This is a genomic window from Paenibacillus sp. CH40, from assembly GCF_024213605.1.
Lineage (GTDB): Bacteria > Bacillota > Bacilli > Paenibacillales > Paenibacillaceae > Paenibacillus > Paenibacillus polymyxa_B.
Genome location: NZ_JANAVQ010000008.1, coordinates 82,703 through 99,981 on the forward strand (window position 1 = coordinate 82,703; position 17,279 = coordinate 99,981).

Here is a 17,279-nt window from a genome sequence, read left to right on the forward strand (position 1 = left end):
TTACATCCACATACGCCTGCTATAACAAGCTGATCCGCAGTACCAGTTACGGCAAGGCTTGTCCGCGCGCACTGACATACAATTCATACCATTCCTCACGGGTCATCAGCTCGCTCTGGCGTTCCGCATCCTGACATGCCTTGATTCGTTCAGGATTGGCGCTGCCAAGGACGGGCTGAATCCGTGCCGGATGTTTCATAAGCCAGCCAAGGACGATCGCTTCACGTGTCGTTTCCTTTTCAGAAGCTAGCTTCTGCACCAGTTCTGCCGTCTTAACGACATGCTCAGGCTGCCCTTCCAAAGGACCTCCGCTAAAACGTCCCTGCGCCAGCGGTCCCCAGGCTTGGAGCTGAATATCCTCGGTTTGGCAATATTCCAGCAAACCTTCGCCAAAATGTACATTTGTCCCTGCCTGCTGGTTCACATGTACTGTCTGATCTACAAAATGCAGATGGGCTAGGCTCATTTCCAGCTGATTAACGATCAGCGGCTCCGTTAGGCTCCGTTCCAGAAACCGAATTTGGCTTACATTCATATTGGAAACGCCAAAATGCCGTACTTTGCCAGATGTCTTAAGCTCGCTGAACGCCTTCGCTACTTCTTCCGGCTCTACCAGCGGATCAGGGCGATGCAGCAACAGGATGTCCAAATATTCGGTACCCAGACGCTTCAGGATACCATCCACGGACTCCATAATATGAGCATATGAGAAATCAAAGCGGCCCGGGAGCGTACCATCTGGCAGACAAATGCCGCATTTGGACTGAATTACGATTTGTTCACGCAAGCCCGGCTGTCCCTTTAAAATCCGGCCGAAAATCTCTTCCGCTTTCCCCATACGATAGATATCCGCATGATCGAACATCGTAATCCCAATGGATTGTGCAGCTTCTACAGCTCTTTCCGCTTCAACGACATGCTCCTGCGTAAACGGTACATGGCTCCATTCTCCACCAAAAGGCATACAACCGAGCGCCAGCCGACTATCGGAGATTCCACGTTTCTGTAAAGGCATAATCTTCATGCTGCTCCTCCTTCAACCCTCAAAATATTCCCTGCTTCATCCACATATGAATAGTTCGTGGAACCGCTATCACACACCTATTTTACCACTTACTTACGGTCGTGTATCACTTTGGTCCCCATCCACATCTTTTTATCCGAATATCCCCATGCTCAGATAACGTTCTCCGGTATCCGGGGCAATGCAAAGTACCCGTTTGCCTGCTCCCAAACGCCGCGCTTCCTGAATCGCCGTCCATATCGTAGCTCCGCTAGAGGGACCAACCAGAATCCCTTCCTGGGCAGCAATCGCTCGTGTCATTGCAATCGCATCCTCATCGGAAACCTGCACGATTTCGTCATACACTTCCGTATTCAGCACGGTGGGAACAAAGCCTGGACTGGTGCCAACCAGCTTATGTGGACCGGGTTTTCCTCCAGATAGCACTGGCGAACCCTTCGGCTCAACTACAACAATCCGCAGATCCGGCAAATGCTGACGTAGCACTTCACCTGTTCCCGTAATGGTACCGCCCGTTCCCGAAGAAGCGACGAACACATCCAGCTTCCCTTCCGTCTGTTCCAAAATTTCCAGTGCCGTCGTCGTACGGTGGATATCGGGATTTGCCTCATTTTCAAATTGATGCGGGATAAAGCTCCCTTCAATTTCAGCCCCCAATTCGAGTGCCTTGCGAATCGCTCCTGGCATCCGTTCTTCCGCTGGTGTTAGTACGACCTCAGCCCCGTAGGCTTTCAAAATATTGATCCGTTCCTTCGTCATATTCGAGGGCATCACCAAAATTGCACGGTAACCTCGGGCTGCCGCATTCATCGCAAGACCAATTCCTGTGTTGCCACTCGTCGGCTCAATAATGGTGCCTCCCGACTTTAGGTGTCCTGCCTTTTCAGCCTCGGCAATCAGGTTGCCCGCCGCCCGATCTTTAACACTGCCGCTTGGATTAAAATACTCCAGCTTCACATACACTTCCGCATCCTGCGGCCCTGTGAGCCGTTGGAGTCTTACACAAGGTGTATCTCCTATTAAATCTGTAATACTATGTACCACTTTAGGTGCCATCGTTGTATCCTCCTTAGATCGTTCCTTACAGCGTTATTTACGATCTTAATATCATACTACCAAAATAACATACTTGGCTCCTTCCTACCTGTCGCTTTTGTAAATTACATAAAACTCATCAACTTAGTATGTAAAATTCTTGCAAAATGGGTCGCCAGATATCGCCTGTAATGATATACTCGCATTACTATTTTTCCAGGAGGATACAAGACACTTATGAGTAATCAACAAAATATGACAGCAAATCGCTTTCCCCCCTCCTTGCTATGGTTGACCCTTGGTGCCTTCGCCATCGGCATGACCGAATTCGTCATTATGGGACTACTGCCCAATGTAGCCCATGATCTTCATGTTACGATTCCGCAAGCCGGGCAGTTAATCACCAGTTACGCGCTTGGTGTAGCCATTGGTGCGCCTGTGCTTACTGTATTAACCCATAAGGTTCCGCAGAAAAAGCTGCTATGCCTACTAATGACCATATTCATTTTAGGCAATCTTTTTTCCGTCATTGCTCCCAATTACGAATTTCTGATTGCGGCCCGTATGGCTACTGCATTATCGCACGGAACCTTTTTGGGAGCCGGTTCCCTGATCGCTGCCCGACTGGTTCGTCCTGACAAGCGCGCGGGTGCCATTTCTATGGTGCTGACCGGTTTGACCGTGGCAAACATTATTGGTGTGCCCTTTGGAACCTTTATCGGACAACAACTCGGCTGGCGTGCTTCCTTTGGAGCTATTGTGGTCATCGGCTTGATTTCTCTCTTTGGTATCATTCGTTACATTCCGGTAATTCACCAGGACAAGCCTTCCAGTCTCAAACAAGAAGTCAAAAGCCTGTTTAATCCAAAAGTGCTGCTGATGCTGCTCACAGGTGCAGTCGGTTGTGGTAGTCTGTTCACTGTCTTTACGTACATTACGCCTTTGCTTACGGACATTAGTGGCTTTGCCGAACATAGCATTACCTGGATTCTCGTCCTGTTTGGCCTAGGGGTAACGATCGGCAATATCGTTGGCGGCAAGCTTGCAGATTGGAAACTACTTCCATCCCTGGTCGCAAACTATGCTATACTGGCTATTATTTTGGCCATTCTGACATTTACGCTTCAAAGCCAGGTATTAGCCGTCATCACTGTCTTTATCTGGGGCATTGCTGCATTCGGCATCATGCCGGGTATTCAGGTTCGCATCATGAATCTGGCCTATGAGGCTCCTTTGCTTGCTTCTACCTCCAGTCATTCCGCATTGAATCTGGGTAACGCAGGCGGCGCTTTTATCGGTGGAGTCGTTATTAATCAAATGGGGCTAGCCGCTATTCCATGGGTTGCATCGCTAATCACTGTCGGCGGTCTGCTACTCATGATAGTTAGCTACATTGTGGATCGCAAGACGGCTCATACTGAATCGATAGCTGAGATACAGTCATAGAATCGTTCAGTTTGTTGGGCAGTGTCAGCTATTAACCGGAGAGCAATGAATGGCGGCATATCTCTAAAAACAGCAGGTTGGACGTAAACGAATGGTTCATTTTTCATAGATTGAGAGATATTGTCCACTCTCTTCTTCTAAATTCCTCATAGTATGCATTGCAATACCAATTTATGAGGAAAGAAGTGTGTATGATGAGCCTTTTTTTTACAAACAACACGAGTAACACCATCTATGCCGCCTATGCTTATCCTAGTTCCGACTGTCATCCCACCAATTATTCTAAAATGGGCTGGTATCGGATAGAACCTGGTGATACGAGAGAAGTATGGAGCGGGTCTGTAGGGGGAACCACATTCTATTATTATGCTGAAGATCACTCCAATTCGTGGCGTGGTACGTACCGCACACGGCTTCCGAGAAATACTAGCCATGATTTTCACTGGTGCTGGAACTTTAGCAGCGGATCATCCAGACGAGTGGGGATGCGCCGACTTGCCATTGATTCATCTGTAGATAATTACACTGTCGATTTCAGTAGAACCAACCAAAGCCAACTGTCAACAAAAACAACTCATAAAGCATTACCTTCCAAATCGGAGGACTCCGGCATTCGCAGAATTCCGAGAAGACCGACTCGATTTAAAAAAGGAACCCCGGTTCCAGTAAAGTCCAAACGATAAGTCAAAGAATTCGCCAATAAAAGGCGCAACCTGGTTGCAAACACTACAAAGCCCCTTTGAAAAAACACAATGAACCGTAACCCGCAAGATGGACATTTTTTAAAAAAAGTGACCACCTTGCGGGTTATTTTTATTTCACTCTGGACATTCAAACGCTTGTTGCAACCATAGTATTTTGCCTCGCCGTTCAGCTTAACCAATGATCAAAAAAGTCCCGATAGCCCTGCTTCATCACCTGACTTGAAAACTGTTCCATGGCGTATGCCTGATTTTCTGTAGAAACCCGACGCGGTGAGGCGGCAGCCATATTGACCAGCTCGAACCAGTTTTTCTCATTCCCTGAAAAAGAATGCGTAGAGCTGATATGTCCATAGCAAGGATGCTCTGGCTTCACGACGATTTTCCCCATAGCGAGCGCTTCGGTCAGCGGCATTGCGAATGTATCGAATTTGGAGCAGCTCCAATACACCTTCGCCGTGTTCATCAGTGCAAACACCTCATCTTGCGTCAACGCAAATTGAAGTTTAACATTGTCCGGGATATCGTACTTCTTCATACTTTCCTTGTAGCGTTCACCGCCAAATACCATATAGACATCCTTGTCAGGATTATGCCTCGCATACTCCAGCACCAAATCCGGACGTCGGTTCTCCTCATCTCTACCAATCCACATCACCCGGTTCTCTACCACTTGCGAGGGATCAAAATGCTTTTCCACCAGACGCTCATTGAATCCGATCGGGATGACTGTCACATCGGTTACGCCAAACTTCGAAGCCATCTCCTGCTTGAGAAAGGCAGTCTGTACAATAGCCTTGTCCACGATCTGATAAAAAGGCTTCATCATCTCATAACCTGTAAGCGCCGGATCAGGAAAACTATGCGGAAAAAGCACGCTGTTTTTAAAAAACATATTCAAATAGGTAAAGCCAGATACCGTATAAATAACGTGCTCAATCTGCTGCTCATGGAGTTGGTCCAGTACGACGTCATAATTGACCAGGTCGCCCTTTTCGTGCTCATAGCCCGGAAGCCAATCATGGCTGCTCACATGGCGCTCCGGTGATACAAATACAATGTCCACCCCCAATTCCAACCCAATCTGCTTCAGACGCTCTGCAAAAATACGTGGACCCTGTGCTTCAGCAAATTGTATTTTTCTCATGACTAAACCGACTTTTTTCATGGATATATTCCCTACCTTCTTTGGCTAACTAAACACAGTCTATGTCTTAAGCTACTATCTACATTGTTGGGCTTGACCCCAATCCATCATTGCTGCACATTGGTTCAAACAGGCTAACGTTTCATCCAACTGGGACTCTAATTGCTCTTTTGACCATTTGTCGGCGTTTCTATGCAGGTTCGTTCCAATCCTTTGCAAATCACTTGTGATTAACAACAGCATCCAGAGCGAAAATACCACCGCAAACATGCCATATTCCAGCATAAATGCCGTTCGATCCACTCTTTTCCCTAACAGCTCCAGCTGCTCCACGTATGTGTCCAGCATACGAATACGCAATTCGGACGTCATGCGTCGGGGAAACAACGGATGGGACATATCGATCAGGTGATATACATCCCACAGCGGTGTGTTCAGATGAGCATGCTCCCAATCCAATACCATAAGCCGTTCCCCGCTCAGCGCATAGTTCCCCGGATGAAGATCACCATGAGACAGTACAAGCTGCTGTGAAAAAGATACATGCTCCAGCTGTACACATATACGCAGCATCTGTTGCTTAGATAAACCCAGTGAGCTGCAAAGCTTTAACACATCCGGCTTGCGCGTGTATAGCTCGGAAACCATCTCCTGAATAAGTGGCTTTGGTCCCCGTAACGGCATCCCAGCAAAACGATCCGTCGGCAAAGCATGCCACCATGCAACAAGTCCAACAGCTCGCAATAAAGTTTCGTCTGCGTGTAGATGATGTAACGAACCAAGGTCCTCAAAAACCATCCATTCTCCTCCGCCATCCGCACCTGCATCAGACCAGGCTAGCAATCGAGGATAGATCGGTGATAACGCAGGAAGCACATGCTCATACACCCATCTCTCACGCCCTTCCTGACCATCGTTGGTTAGCGGTTTAAATATATAACTTTCAGAGGATGACACGTAAAAACGTTCCACATGCCGGCCATTCGTACCTGTATATAAAACCTCACGATTCCGCACCAGCGTATCATTTAAGGTGCCGTCAACATTCACATATTGATGAAAAGGATTCATAGCCACCCAACTTTTTTGTATAAAATGTAATAGCACGATCATATCACAGTCCTCGTTCCGAACGAAGCCCAGATCATCTTGGGGTAACTCGCTGCACCCAAAAAGGGGCTTGCCAAGCAGATCACGCGACCTGTTGGCAGCCCCTTATCACATCCATACTCCTATCCTTATTCTATTCTATACCGATTAATATTGAGTATTGCCGGACTCGCTCGTATTACTGGATTTAAAGCCTTTGAACAATTGTTTCACATTGTGATAACGAGTGTTCGTAATTTTAGCTTTGCTGTTAGGACCATCCGATCTCAGGATCGAGTCCTTTACATTGGAAATATCCGAGTTATCCAAAGTCATATTCACTCTGAATGTAGAGCCCCCAAGTTGGCGAACCAGCTTTCCGATATCATCGGCTCTAAAGTTTTTAATGTTAATCGTGCCTTCGGCATTAATTTGGAATACTTTATCGTACGCATGGAACGCTCCACCGCCCGTAATGTTTACCGTGCCTGGTTCTTTAAGCGTCAAGGCATCTTCACCTACATCCTCCCACGTTACGTTGGAAATAGTTCCGTTGCCATATACATGCACACCATCCGCAGCAGGGGCAGCGATGGTCACATTTTTCAAAGTTGCATTATTTTCAAGCTTGAAAATAGGCTTTTGAGCCTCTTTCTGGCTTCCATCTCCCAAGGTATCGGGATCAGCCACTACAGTCTTGCCTTTACCATCGTATACTTCTCCAGCTTTAACAAGTATGGTCTTATGAACGACTTCTGGTGCTGCATGTGCAGAATAATTGCCGACAAATAACGCGATCAACATTCCTGATAAAGCGATACTGATTCCCTTTTTCAATACTTTAGCTGTGTTTGTTTTCATTTCAATTCATCCCTCTCGTAGATATTTTTTATTGTTCCAATTCTTCGTTGACTAGAACGCGTAGACCGTATCACCACCTTCGTACAATGAACCCATTGACCGATACATGTCTATAAAGCATTATTATACTATTTGCATATGTATACTTGGTTTTTGGTTCAAAGTAACTGTATTCTATAAATTCAGGTACACACAAATTGTAAATAGAGCGATTACATTTACAATTTGCATAATTCTATTATAATCCTACTTCCAGTAATTTCAATATATTTTTCGGCAAAATATATGCTTATTTTCAATTAAGTACACAATTTTGCCTTTTTTATACTTGTACAAAGTTGTTTTTCAGCAATTTACGCATTACAAGACTTGAATATCTAGTCTCGTTGACTTACTCTAGATCACTATAATGGTATTCACAAGCTCTTTTCCGTCCTATACCTTATTTTTGATGTGATCTATACTATTGAATGACACGTTTGATGAACGTATAATGTATTTAGTGCTTTGAAGCGTTACATCTCAACATTACTGGTGAGAAAAGAGTGGTTATCGTGCAAAACAATAGTGAGATTCCATTAAAAGAACAAAATATTGTGCTCATCGGCTTTATGGGTGTAGGTAAAACAACAATCGGTTCCCATCTAGCGCGCAAGCTGTATCGCGATTTCGTGGATATTGACCAGGAGATTGAACAAGAGTACAACATGCCAACAACCGAGATTTTCAAAACTTATGGAGAGAAACGTTTCCGTGAGATTGAAAAAGAGCATATTTTGAAGCTGTGCAGCAACACACGCCTTAAAATCATTTCCGTTGGCGGTGGTGCATTTTTACAGGAAGAGGTGAAGCAAGCTTGTTTGGCTTCATCGATTGTTTTCTTCTTGGATTTGAATTGGGATTCCTGGAAAGATCGGCTTAAGATGCTGATTGACACCCGCCCCAATCTACAAAACAAGACTTTAGGGGAAATTGAGGATCTTTTCCGTTCCAGACAGGACATTTACGCGGTGAATCACTCCAAGATCGATACGGATCAGTTGGATGCGGAAGAAGTCGCAGACTATATTATTCAAACGCTGAATCTAGGTTGGGAGTTATATGAACCTACTCGGGGATTGAATTAAGAGTTACACCAAAAAAGGAGGGCTCCAGCATGCTTACTGCATGGGGCCCTCCTTTTTTGGTTCACTACGGATATATTACTGACTGGCGAGTAATGCTATCCATCTTTTAAGAATGGCTATGCAGCACCGTCAATATCTCTCTCAGTTCAGTGACAGGAATCTGCCCCGGAGCGGAAGCTTTCTTAGCAGCACCAAAGGTCAGAGCCGAACCAAACAGTTCTCCGGTCAGGCGGCTCACGACACCTTTCCCCGCCATCGACATCGTAATAATCGGCCGATCTGCATGCTCTTCTGCCATGGTACGTGTGGCATCCAGCAAAGTAAGAACATCGGCTGTATTGGTCGGCATCACTGCTATCTTAGGCAGATCGCCTCCTAATTCCTGCGCCTTGCGTAACCGGGACACAATCTCCTCCTTCGACGGCGTCTTATGAAAATCATGATTAGATATAATCACATATACGTTATGCTTATGTGCTGCTTCTACCAGCGTCTTCACATCAGCTTCCTCATTAAAAAGCTCTACATCAATAAGTTCAACTTGTCCCGTTTCGGCTACTGTACGGTTCAATTCCACATAACTCGCCGTACTGATTTCCTTTTCTCCGCCTTCCCGAGCGCTACGGAACGTAAATACGAGCGGAACATTTGCTAAAATAGACCGAATTTCATGTAAGGCAGCTTTCACCTTTTCCAAATCCTCCACATGCTCGAAAAAATCGACTCTCCACTCCACGATATCCAGGTCGAGCGTACGCAAATAAGTGGCCTCTTCCTTCAACTGCTCCAACGTTTCTCCCACCATGGGCACACAAATTTTTGGCGCTCCTTCACCGATCAGAACATCTTTCACCTTTACGATTTTAGCCATCTCTATCTCACTCCCAAATTACAGTTTCAAGTCGAACATGTACAATAATTCATAGTATAACGCATTCTGAATAAGCATGCAGATGATTAGGTCCTGTCGTCATTTATTTGGTATCCAGTACGATTTTAGGGGACAATTTGCGACTTGCTGGAAAAACTAAACTGTACCGAAAATTAACAAACACCGCCAGTACGATCCCTAGCACATTCACAATAATAGCTAGCATAAAAACACTCGATATCTGAGAATGTTTCAAAAGAAAGCCTGTAAACACAGGAATGACCGTGTATGACAGCGAGGTTGCTGTATAAACAAACCCGGTAATCTGTCCTTTTCGTTGACTAAAAAATTCACTCATTACGGTTAACGTCAGCTGGAGTACACCCGATATTGAAAACCCAATGACACTCGCACAAATAATGGCCGCCGCCCCTGACTTGAAAAGAAGAAGCGCTCCAAAAGCCAACAAGGAAATACATGGATAAATAAGAATAATGTGAACAGGTTTAACCCATTTTCTTAACACAATTACCAATACAAACACGGAAATCAGCGAACCGACATTGTAATAAACTAATAATCTGAGAGACTCTGATTCGGTCATACCGATAAACTGTTGTCCAAAAGTAGGCAGCCATAATTGCACAATATAAAGCAAGGTAGGTCCCGTAAATCCGAGCAAGATAAGGCATAGCCCCTCCTGCCAAAACCGCGGCTTACTTCGGTCATTTGTCTCCAATTTTCCCGTTTGCTCAACGCTTGATACAGAAGTATCACCAACTGGCTTCTTGGGTGACTGAACCCGCATGTCTGGGAACTTCATCTTGAACAAGTAAATTGCATTTAAAGCAAATATGAGGGCTGGTAAAAAGAAAGAGAACCCGTAGAAAATGTCGTGATTCATAAAAAAGATAATCATTAACGGCAAAAATGCCGCCCCGACGGATATAAAACCTCTCACCAACACTGTAGCCGAACCAGAGGATTGGGGGAAAGCTTCGATCAGCGCTGGATAAGTACCTGAATCAAGAAAGGAATTCGCTACACCTGCCAGCACTGCCAGTATGATCGCCATCTCAAAGCTGGGACTCAGCGGTATACCGACCAAGAATACAGCCATCAGTAGCCCTGCTGCCACAATAAACGGCTTACGACCATAACGGTCGGAGAGCACCCCGGATATGTACAGCGTAAACAGCCTGCCAAATCCCATCGCAGAAACCAAGAGACTGATGCCCGCCTGATCTGTATGCAAATGCTCTGTTAAAAAAGACATGTGGGACGCTAGCATAATATTAAACATGCCGAACAAAAGATAGTTTACATAAAGGCCTGTCGCCACTGGAAAAGAAGAACGTTTCATCATGAATTCACCTGCTTTTGTAAGTAAGTCTTGTAGTATTAAAAATGTGAATCATTTCACATTACCTGTGTCGATGATGAAGTATAGAACACATTTTAAGATTTATCAAGTTTAAATATTGCGGGACCTCAGCCTAGACGCGCTGATGCGTTTTCAGATAGAACTCCTTGCCGTAACTTAGTGCAAAGTTCCGAAAGTCCACTACTGCCGGGGATAAATATCTATTTTTGATGCTGGCTAGGTAGATAAAACGCTCGTACTCTGGATTTACAATAGGCAATGTTTTGACGTTAAAATAATCTAACGATGAAATTCGAGGCATAACCCCAATTCCGTAATTGACAGACACCAGTCCTGCCATTGCTGTATCCTCTTCAATCTCGCAAATAATCTGTGGCGTAACACCCGCTTTGGCGAACAAATTTTCAATAATGGGCCGGACCCCACTCTTTTTGTTGAAGAAGATTACCGGATAATCGGCTGTATCCTTGAGATCAATTTGGTCTAGGGATGCCAGTGGATGATCAGGTGAAACAATGACAACCAGTTCCTGCTGAGCCAACGGAATAAACTCCACATCCGGTTCATTTTCCATGTGAGAGCAGAACGCCACATCATAATGTTCCTGCTTTAGCCCCTGGATAATATCGTTCGTATTCCCTTGGTGAAACGAAAAGGAGATATCTTTACGGGCATCCAGAGCCGAAAAGGCTTGAATAATCGCTGGAATGAAATGCGAGCCTAACGTGTAAATGAACGCCAAATCTATATTTCCATGGCTTGGACTCACTAACTCCCGTAAGTGGTGTTCTCCCTTTTCCAATTCATCCATCGCGTGCTCCACATACTTCAGGAAAAATCGTCCGTATTTGTTTAACCGAATATTTCTCCCCTGCTTCTCAAACAGATGAACTCCCAAATCTTTTTCTAATTCTGAAATCGCATGACTTAAACTGGGTTGTGTAATACATAGTCGCACAGCTGCCTGGGTAAAATGCTCCATCTCTGCAAGTACACGAAAATATTGTAAGTGCTTCAGGTTCATAATGATGTACTCTCCTTCTTTAATTCATATTTTAAATTATAGAACCAAACTATGAAAAACGATAAAAATATGCATTGGATTTATAATAACACTCCTTATATAATAATGACATAGAAAGAATGTGAATAATTTCACTTATCTGTAGGCGTAATGTAATACAGCTGACGATGCCTACCTAGGCCATTGATCTAAAATTTAAGTTGGGAGTTACACTTATGAAAAATCCTTATATCAGAATGGCAGCAGGGCTTTACATCAACTATTTTCTTCTGGGTATGATCAATGTTATTCTATCGTCGAATATGAGCTTCCTGACCGTTCAATTGAACACGGATAAAGCAGCCATCGGCTATCTGGTGTCCGCGATTGGGATCGGTAAGCTGCTCGCTCTCGGGGTAGCCGGAAAAATGTCAGACAAATACGGAAGAAAACCACTCATTGTTATTGCATCATTTGCTTATTTAATCTTCCTGATCGGCATTCCGCTTGCGCCTAACTATACGTTGGCATTCGTGTTTGCTATTATCGCAGGGCTTTGCAACTCTATGATGGATGCAGGAACGTATCCTGCATTAATTGAAGGCTTTGGAAAAAAAGCCGGGTCTGCAACGGTACTGGTCAAAGCATCCATCTCGATCGGTGCCATTGTGATTCCATTCATGATTGCTTTCTTTATTAATCACGACATGTTCTATGGTTATTCCTTCTTTATTCCAGCAGGGATTTATCTGCTGAACGGTATCTTCTTGTCGATAACAGCTTTCCCCAACCACAAAGCTGAGGAACAAAAGGCTTCAAGCGAGGCTGCCCAATCCACAGATACTTTCCGCAGCGAGCCTAAGTTTTGGCAAGAAGGTTTATCTCTAATTATTATCGGTTTTACTTCTACTGTATTGTTCATGATCGTGCAGCTATGGCTTCCTACCTTTGGACAAGAGGCCCTGGGCATGGACAAAGCCAGTGCCATTAAACTGTTGAGCTACTATAGTATAGGTTCATTGGTTTCCGTTATCTTGTTAGCTGTGGTACTTGGTAGATTCATTAAACCGATTACTGTCATGATTGTATATCCGCTTATTGCCCTGCTTTCTTTGCTGGCTTTAATTACATGGCACAATCCTGTCGCTACTTTGATCAGTTCATTCCTGATCGGCTTGTCTACCGCAGGCATATTCCAAATTGCCCTCACGGTTATGACGGAATTTTTCCGCAAGAACAAAGGCACTACGACTTCTTTCGTGAACATAGCAGCCAGTCTTTCGTTCATCCTGATGCCTTTGGCTACCGGGGGCATGTCCAAAAGTTTGGGAATTACATCGGTATTCATTCTGGATATTGCGATTGCTGTAATCAGTATTTTGCTGGCCGTGTTTGTTGCTTATCGATATAAAAAAGTGTTTCATTAAACCACACAGATTACTTGGAGGCTTATATTATGAAAAATGCTGGACGTATTGACGGAAGAACACAATTAATCGGACTGCTTGCTACACCAATCGGACACTCTTTATCCCCGGCTATGCATAATCTTGCGTTTGAAAAGCTGGGCCTGAATAACGCGTATATGGCCTTTGAAGTAGGAAACGAACAACTTGAAGAAGTGGTACGGGGGATGCGCGCTCTGAACATACGCGGTTATAACGTGTCCATGCCTAACAAAACAGCTATATTACAGTACCTTGACGAGCTGGACGACAGCGCTAAATTTACAGGTGCCGTCAACACCGTCGTAAACACAGATGGTATACTGAAAGGCTACAGTACAGATGGATCTGGTTATGTTCGCAACTTGCGTGAACACGGCATTGACCTGAAAGGTAAGAAAATGACACTTGTCGGCTCTGGCGGCGCAGCTACACCGATTGCTATTGAAGCGGCTCAAGCAGGTCTGGCTGAAATTTCAATCTTTGCCCGTAACGATCAGTTCTTTGCTCGTGCAGAAGAGAATGTCCGTATTATTAATGAAGATATGAAACACACCCAAGTCAAGGCGAATATCTATCCATTGGAAAATCAAGAACAGCTACGTGAAGAGATCCGCACAAGTCATATTCTCGCTAACGGTACAGGTGTTGGTATGAAACCGCTGGAAGGCAAAAGTGTGATTGAAGATGTGTCCATGCTTCGTTCCGACCTGATCGTAACCGATGTAGTGTACAGCCCAGCTAAATCCAAGCTGATGGAGCAAGCAGAATCCGTAGGTGCAACCGCCATTAATGGTCTGGGCATGATGCTGTGGCAGGGCGCATTGGCCTTCGAACTGTGGACAGGCCAAGAGATGCCAGTCGCTTATATTAAAGAACAGCTTTTTGCTGATCAGCTGTAGACATAGAGCTGCTAACAATTGCACTAAGCAATGAATTCCTTCTATTATATACTCATGCATGTACTCAAAAGACTATGCTCGGCGAATGAACACTTCTCCCGGGCATAGTCTTTTGATTAATCCTTATAAGGGTCAAATTCATTGGCCCCAGCCATGCATACCCCAATAGGCTTCAGTTCATGCATAACTTCCACGGTCTCGGAATGAGCATCCAGTACCTCGCGTAGTTTACGGTAGACGAACGGGCTTTCATCTGTACCGGCTCCGCGCAGCTCGACACCATACTTCCGAACGGCCTCCTTCATCTGTACGTCCGTGATTTGTCCACCACTCCGTGTACGGGTTTTCCAATTCATTTTACCGGCTGCCTGGGTACGACTCATAGTACGACCTGCGCCATGGACTGTACTATAGTAGGAATCCCGATTTTCTACCGTATCTCTTCCACGCACAATTACCGAAATATCGCCCATGCTTCCTCCAATAAAGCCCATCTGGCCAGGTGCCGAGGGAGTGGCGCCTTTGCGGACCACAATGGTGTCACGCCCATCATGCTGTTCTTTCCATGCGTAATTATGGTGATTATGCACAGTAAAGTCCGCTTCGGTTCCCATAATACCAAGCACTTGTTCTATCACATAGTCACGTCCCGCATACGCATAGCGTCCGGCAAGACGCATCGCACGATAGTACATGTCCCCCAACTCACTGTTCATATCCAGCAGCACAGGCGGTTGATCCATATGTTCTCCCGGCGCCTTTCCGAGAAACTCTCGTCCAGCGGCCAAGTTTAGAAACCCACTTGCTGTTTTGTGTCCAAAGCCCCGACTGCCGAAATGATTGGCAACCCAGACCCGCCCTGTCGCTTCCTCCACGAATACATCAACAAAATGATTGCCACTCCCTACTGTACCCAGCTGTTCTCTCGCCAAGGACCTCAGTTTGTCGTGTTCTTGTTTCCCTATCGCTGCATATACCGCCCAGTCCGGATCATCGAACAGCTCATGGTCTACCTGAATCGCATTCACACGGCCTACACCAAACGAAATATGACGTGCAATCTCATTCATCACGGCTGAAATACGCGGCATAATATCCGCTGCAAACAGCTTCGTTCTTACCGCCTTATTCCCGCAACCGATATCATACCCGACACCTGAAGGCGAAATTTGTCCGTCATACACCATCACACCGCCAATCGGCTGACTGTAGCCTTTATGATGATCTGCCATCAGCAGCGCCTGAATCACATTACCGTTTTCGGCACATGTACGTGCTTGAGATAATGCCCCTGGATCAGGTGCTCCCCATACTCGTACTCCATTGATTTCTTGATAAGCCATCGTCGTTTCATCCTCCTGTAAGTCACTCCATGATTACACTTGTAAAGTCGTTAATTGCATTATGTACGTTTTACCAGCTTCCGAACAGGACGTAAGTATTACAAGTACAATAGTAGATATCCCCTAAGAAAATGAAAAAGGATACCCATGCAGCCAACCAGACTGTAGGATATCCTTTTATAATCATTTAGAAACTATGAAATCAATTATACCAATCTTTTTTGATGATTCCGAATTGATCCACAATAAAAGGTTTGGCATCATTTTTGTTTTGATCAATTTCATACGTTACGGCTGTAAGTTTGTTTCCGTCTATGGTGATGCCAACAAAATTCTGTACCTGTCCTCGTGTAGGTCTACGATTGTCACTCGGATCTGGGCCATATACTGCCGCATGATTCTCTTCAGCTAGTTCAAAGAGATTATAGTACTTATCTCCAAGTTTTTCGCTTGGGTTCTTGTAGTAAACTTTGGGGCCAGCGGTTGCTGGGATGACATAGATACTTCCGTCTGGATTCACACTGTATTCAATTGTCTTTTCATTTAATGTATCTTTTACTTTTGTTGGCGTTGTTGCTTTACCCTCTTGATTGATTGGTTTCGTACGAGCGTAAATATGATCGTGCCCTTGCACAACAAAGTCGATATCCAGCTCAGCCATTAAAGGTGCAATCTGGTTACGAACTCCGTTACTATCTATGATGTCAGAGTCTGTTGCATGATTAGAGGTGGTATAGGGACCTTTATGAATGTTAACAATAATCCACTTTGCACCTGCCCTTTTGGCTGCCGCAGCATCTTTCTTTAACCATTCAACTTGATCTTCAGAAAAATTGGCATATTTCTCTGAGTCCTCATTGGAGTTCAGTACAATAAAGTGAGCATTGCTGTAATCAAAGGAGTAGTACGCTCCTGTTTTAGTAGCAGAACCAGCTGGTCCATTAATATTAAAGTGATCATAAAAAGCGTAGTTCTCATCCTCGTGATTACCTGCTGAAGGAACAATGGTTGTATTCAAAAGACTTTTTTGTGAATGTCCCAACAACCAGTCCCACTGCTCTTCTTTGGTACCGGTGTCTACGATATCTCCGTTGTGGACTACAAACTGAGCATTACCTACAGTTTGAAGTGCTTTTTCGAGCGTCTGTGAAGACAATATGGCTTCATCTTCGCTTTTTGCTTGTGTATCAGCTAGATCAATGAAGGTAAATTCACCGCTCTTAGGAGCCGTTTGAAACGTACCTGTTTCGCTCCATATCCCGCGCGCTGCATCACCCACACGATAATAATAAGCTGTGTCCGCTTGAAGACCTGTAGCTACGGCTTTATGGACAAGCTCTTCTGCAGAATTGGTCGATGGAGAGGAAGCGCCTACGAATGCGATAGCTTTCGTAAAATCAGCTTCTGAATCCGTTTTCTTTATTACTTGAACAGTGCTGTTCGTGAGAAGTTTTGAAGTATACCAGGTAAATCCTTTGGAGCCTTTAGTGTCTCCATAAAATGTAGCTGTAACTTTACTAATACCATGATCTGTATTCCCTGCTGACTCAGCATGGACAGGTAAGGCTGACATACCAGTAATCAAACCTAGCATAAGAGCAATAGACATAGATGTTGCTGACCATTTTTGAAACTTCTTAAACATGTATACACTCCTCTTTGCGGTTAAATATGTAAAAGTTATAATTATGATCATAACAATCAATTGTTAATACGTTGTTTTTGGAAATATAGTACTTTGTAAAAATGAGGTTATGAGTGACCTAGCGATTGAGGAGCAAGGATAGCAGCTTATAAGAAAATGAAAAAGGATATCCATGCAGCCAACCAGACTGTGGGATATCCTCTTCAACTATAACACTCATATTAGACGGCTCTGCTATGCCCTGTGTGGATTTGGC

The 17,279-nt window shown here is 44.7% G+C and carries 15 protein-coding genes; 5 read left to right on the forward strand and 10 right to left on the reverse strand.

What is annotated here, in order from left to right:
• Positions 1–46: 46 nt before the first annotated feature.
• A complete protein-coding gene (locus tag NLX73_RS20325) occupies positions 47–1,024 on the reverse strand; it encodes an aldo/keto reductase (protein WP_254327159.1) in 978 nt (325 codons plus the stop codon).
• A 132-nt stretch (positions 1,025–1,156) separates the two neighbouring features.
• The gene (gene cysK / locus NLX73_RS20330; RefSeq protein ID WP_254327160.1) at positions 1,157–2,080 is read right to left on the reverse strand and encodes a cysteine synthase A; all 924 of its coding nucleotides are present in this window, start codon (positions 2,078–2,080) and stop codon (positions 1,157–1,159) included.
• Between the two features lie 216 nt (positions 2,081–2,296).
• On the opposite strand from cysK, the gene NLX73_RS20335 reads away from it, so the two are divergent.
• Positions 2,297–3,505, forward strand: a complete 1,209-nt coding sequence (locus NLX73_RS20335; RefSeq protein WP_254327161.1) for an MFS transporter — start codon at positions 2,297–2,299, stop codon at positions 3,503–3,505.
• A gap of 191 nt (positions 3,506–3,696) precedes the next feature.
• A complete protein-coding gene (locus NLX73_RS20340; RefSeq protein WP_254327162.1) occupies positions 3,697–4,188 on the forward strand; it encodes a DUF1036 domain-containing protein in 492 nt (163 codons plus the stop codon).
• 187 nt (positions 4,189–4,375) lie between these two features.
• On the opposite strand, the gene NLX73_RS20345 is transcribed toward NLX73_RS20340, so the two are convergent.
• The 3 genes from NLX73_RS20345 to NLX73_RS20355 all read right to left on the reverse strand — a co-directional run bounded on the left by NLX73_RS20345 (position 4,376) and on the right by NLX73_RS20355 (position 7,303).
• Positions 4,376–5,374 (reverse strand): glycosyltransferase, encoded by a 999-nt coding sequence (locus NLX73_RS20345; protein ID WP_025721310.1) that lies wholly within the window; start codon positions 5,372–5,374, stop codon positions 4,376–4,378.
• Positions 5,375–5,428: 54 nt separating this feature from the next.
• Positions 5,429–6,466, reverse strand: a complete 1,038-nt coding sequence (locus tag NLX73_RS20350) for an aminoglycoside phosphotransferase family protein (RefSeq protein ID WP_254327163.1) — start codon at positions 6,464–6,466, stop codon at positions 5,429–5,431.
• Positions 6,467–6,610: 144 nt separating this feature from the next.
• On the reverse strand, positions 6,611–7,303 hold the full coding sequence (locus NLX73_RS20355) for a pectate lyase (RefSeq protein ID WP_254327164.1): 693 nt from the start codon (positions 7,301–7,303) through the stop codon (positions 6,611–6,613).
• Positions 7,304–7,857: 554 nt separating this feature from the next.
• On the opposite strand from NLX73_RS20355, the gene NLX73_RS20360 reads away from it, so the two are divergent.
• A complete protein-coding gene (locus NLX73_RS20360) occupies positions 7,858–8,430 on the forward strand; it encodes a shikimate kinase (protein WP_029517614.1) in 573 nt (190 codons plus the stop codon).
• 106 nt (positions 8,431–8,536) lie between these two features.
• Here NLX73_RS20360 and aroD read toward each other — a convergent pair whose 3' ends face one another.
• From aroD to NLX73_RS20375, 3 genes are all read right to left on the reverse strand, one after another.
• A complete protein-coding gene (aroD, locus tag NLX73_RS20365) occupies positions 8,537–9,301 on the reverse strand; it encodes a type I 3-dehydroquinate dehydratase (RefSeq protein ID WP_254327165.1) in 765 nt (254 codons plus the stop codon).
• 103 nt (positions 9,302–9,404) lie between these two features.
• Positions 9,405–10,667, reverse strand: coding sequence for an MFS transporter (locus NLX73_RS20370; protein ID WP_254327166.1), 1,263 nt, complete (start codon positions 10,665–10,667; stop codon positions 9,405–9,407).
• 130 nt (positions 10,668–10,797) lie between these two features.
• On the reverse strand, positions 10,798–11,709 hold the full coding sequence (locus tag NLX73_RS20375) for a LysR family transcriptional regulator (RefSeq protein ID WP_254327167.1): 912 nt from the start codon (positions 11,707–11,709) through the stop codon (positions 10,798–10,800).
• A 215-nt stretch (positions 11,710–11,924) separates the two neighbouring features.
• On the opposite strand from NLX73_RS20375, the gene NLX73_RS20380 reads away from it, so the two are divergent.
• Both NLX73_RS20380 and NLX73_RS20385 read left to right on the forward strand, forming a co-directional pair.
• Positions 11,925–13,115 carry an MFS transporter gene (locus NLX73_RS20380; RefSeq protein WP_254327168.1) on the forward strand — a complete coding sequence of 397 codons (1,191 nt, stop codon included), beginning with the start codon at positions 11,925–11,927 and terminating at the stop codon, positions 13,113–13,115.
• Between the two features lie 29 nt (positions 13,116–13,144).
• On the forward strand, positions 13,145–14,035 hold the full coding sequence (locus NLX73_RS20385; RefSeq protein ID WP_254327169.1) for a shikimate dehydrogenase: 891 nt from the start codon (positions 13,145–13,147) through the stop codon (positions 14,033–14,035).
• A 116-nt stretch (positions 14,036–14,151) separates the two neighbouring features.
• Here the strand turns inward: NLX73_RS20385 and NLX73_RS20390 are convergent, their stop codons facing one another.
• Together NLX73_RS20390 and NLX73_RS20395 are read right to left on the reverse strand one after the other, a co-directional pair.
• Positions 14,152–15,378 carry an RtcB family protein gene (locus tag NLX73_RS20390; protein WP_254327170.1) on the reverse strand — a complete coding sequence of 409 codons (1,227 nt, stop codon included), beginning with the start codon at positions 15,376–15,378 and terminating at the stop codon, positions 14,152–14,154.
• A gap of 202 nt (positions 15,379–15,580) precedes the next feature.
• On the reverse strand, positions 15,581–17,023 hold the full coding sequence (locus NLX73_RS20395; protein WP_254327171.1) for a purple acid phosphatase family protein: 1,443 nt from the start codon (positions 17,021–17,023) through the stop codon (positions 15,581–15,583).
• Positions 17,024–17,279 lie beyond the last annotated feature (256 nt).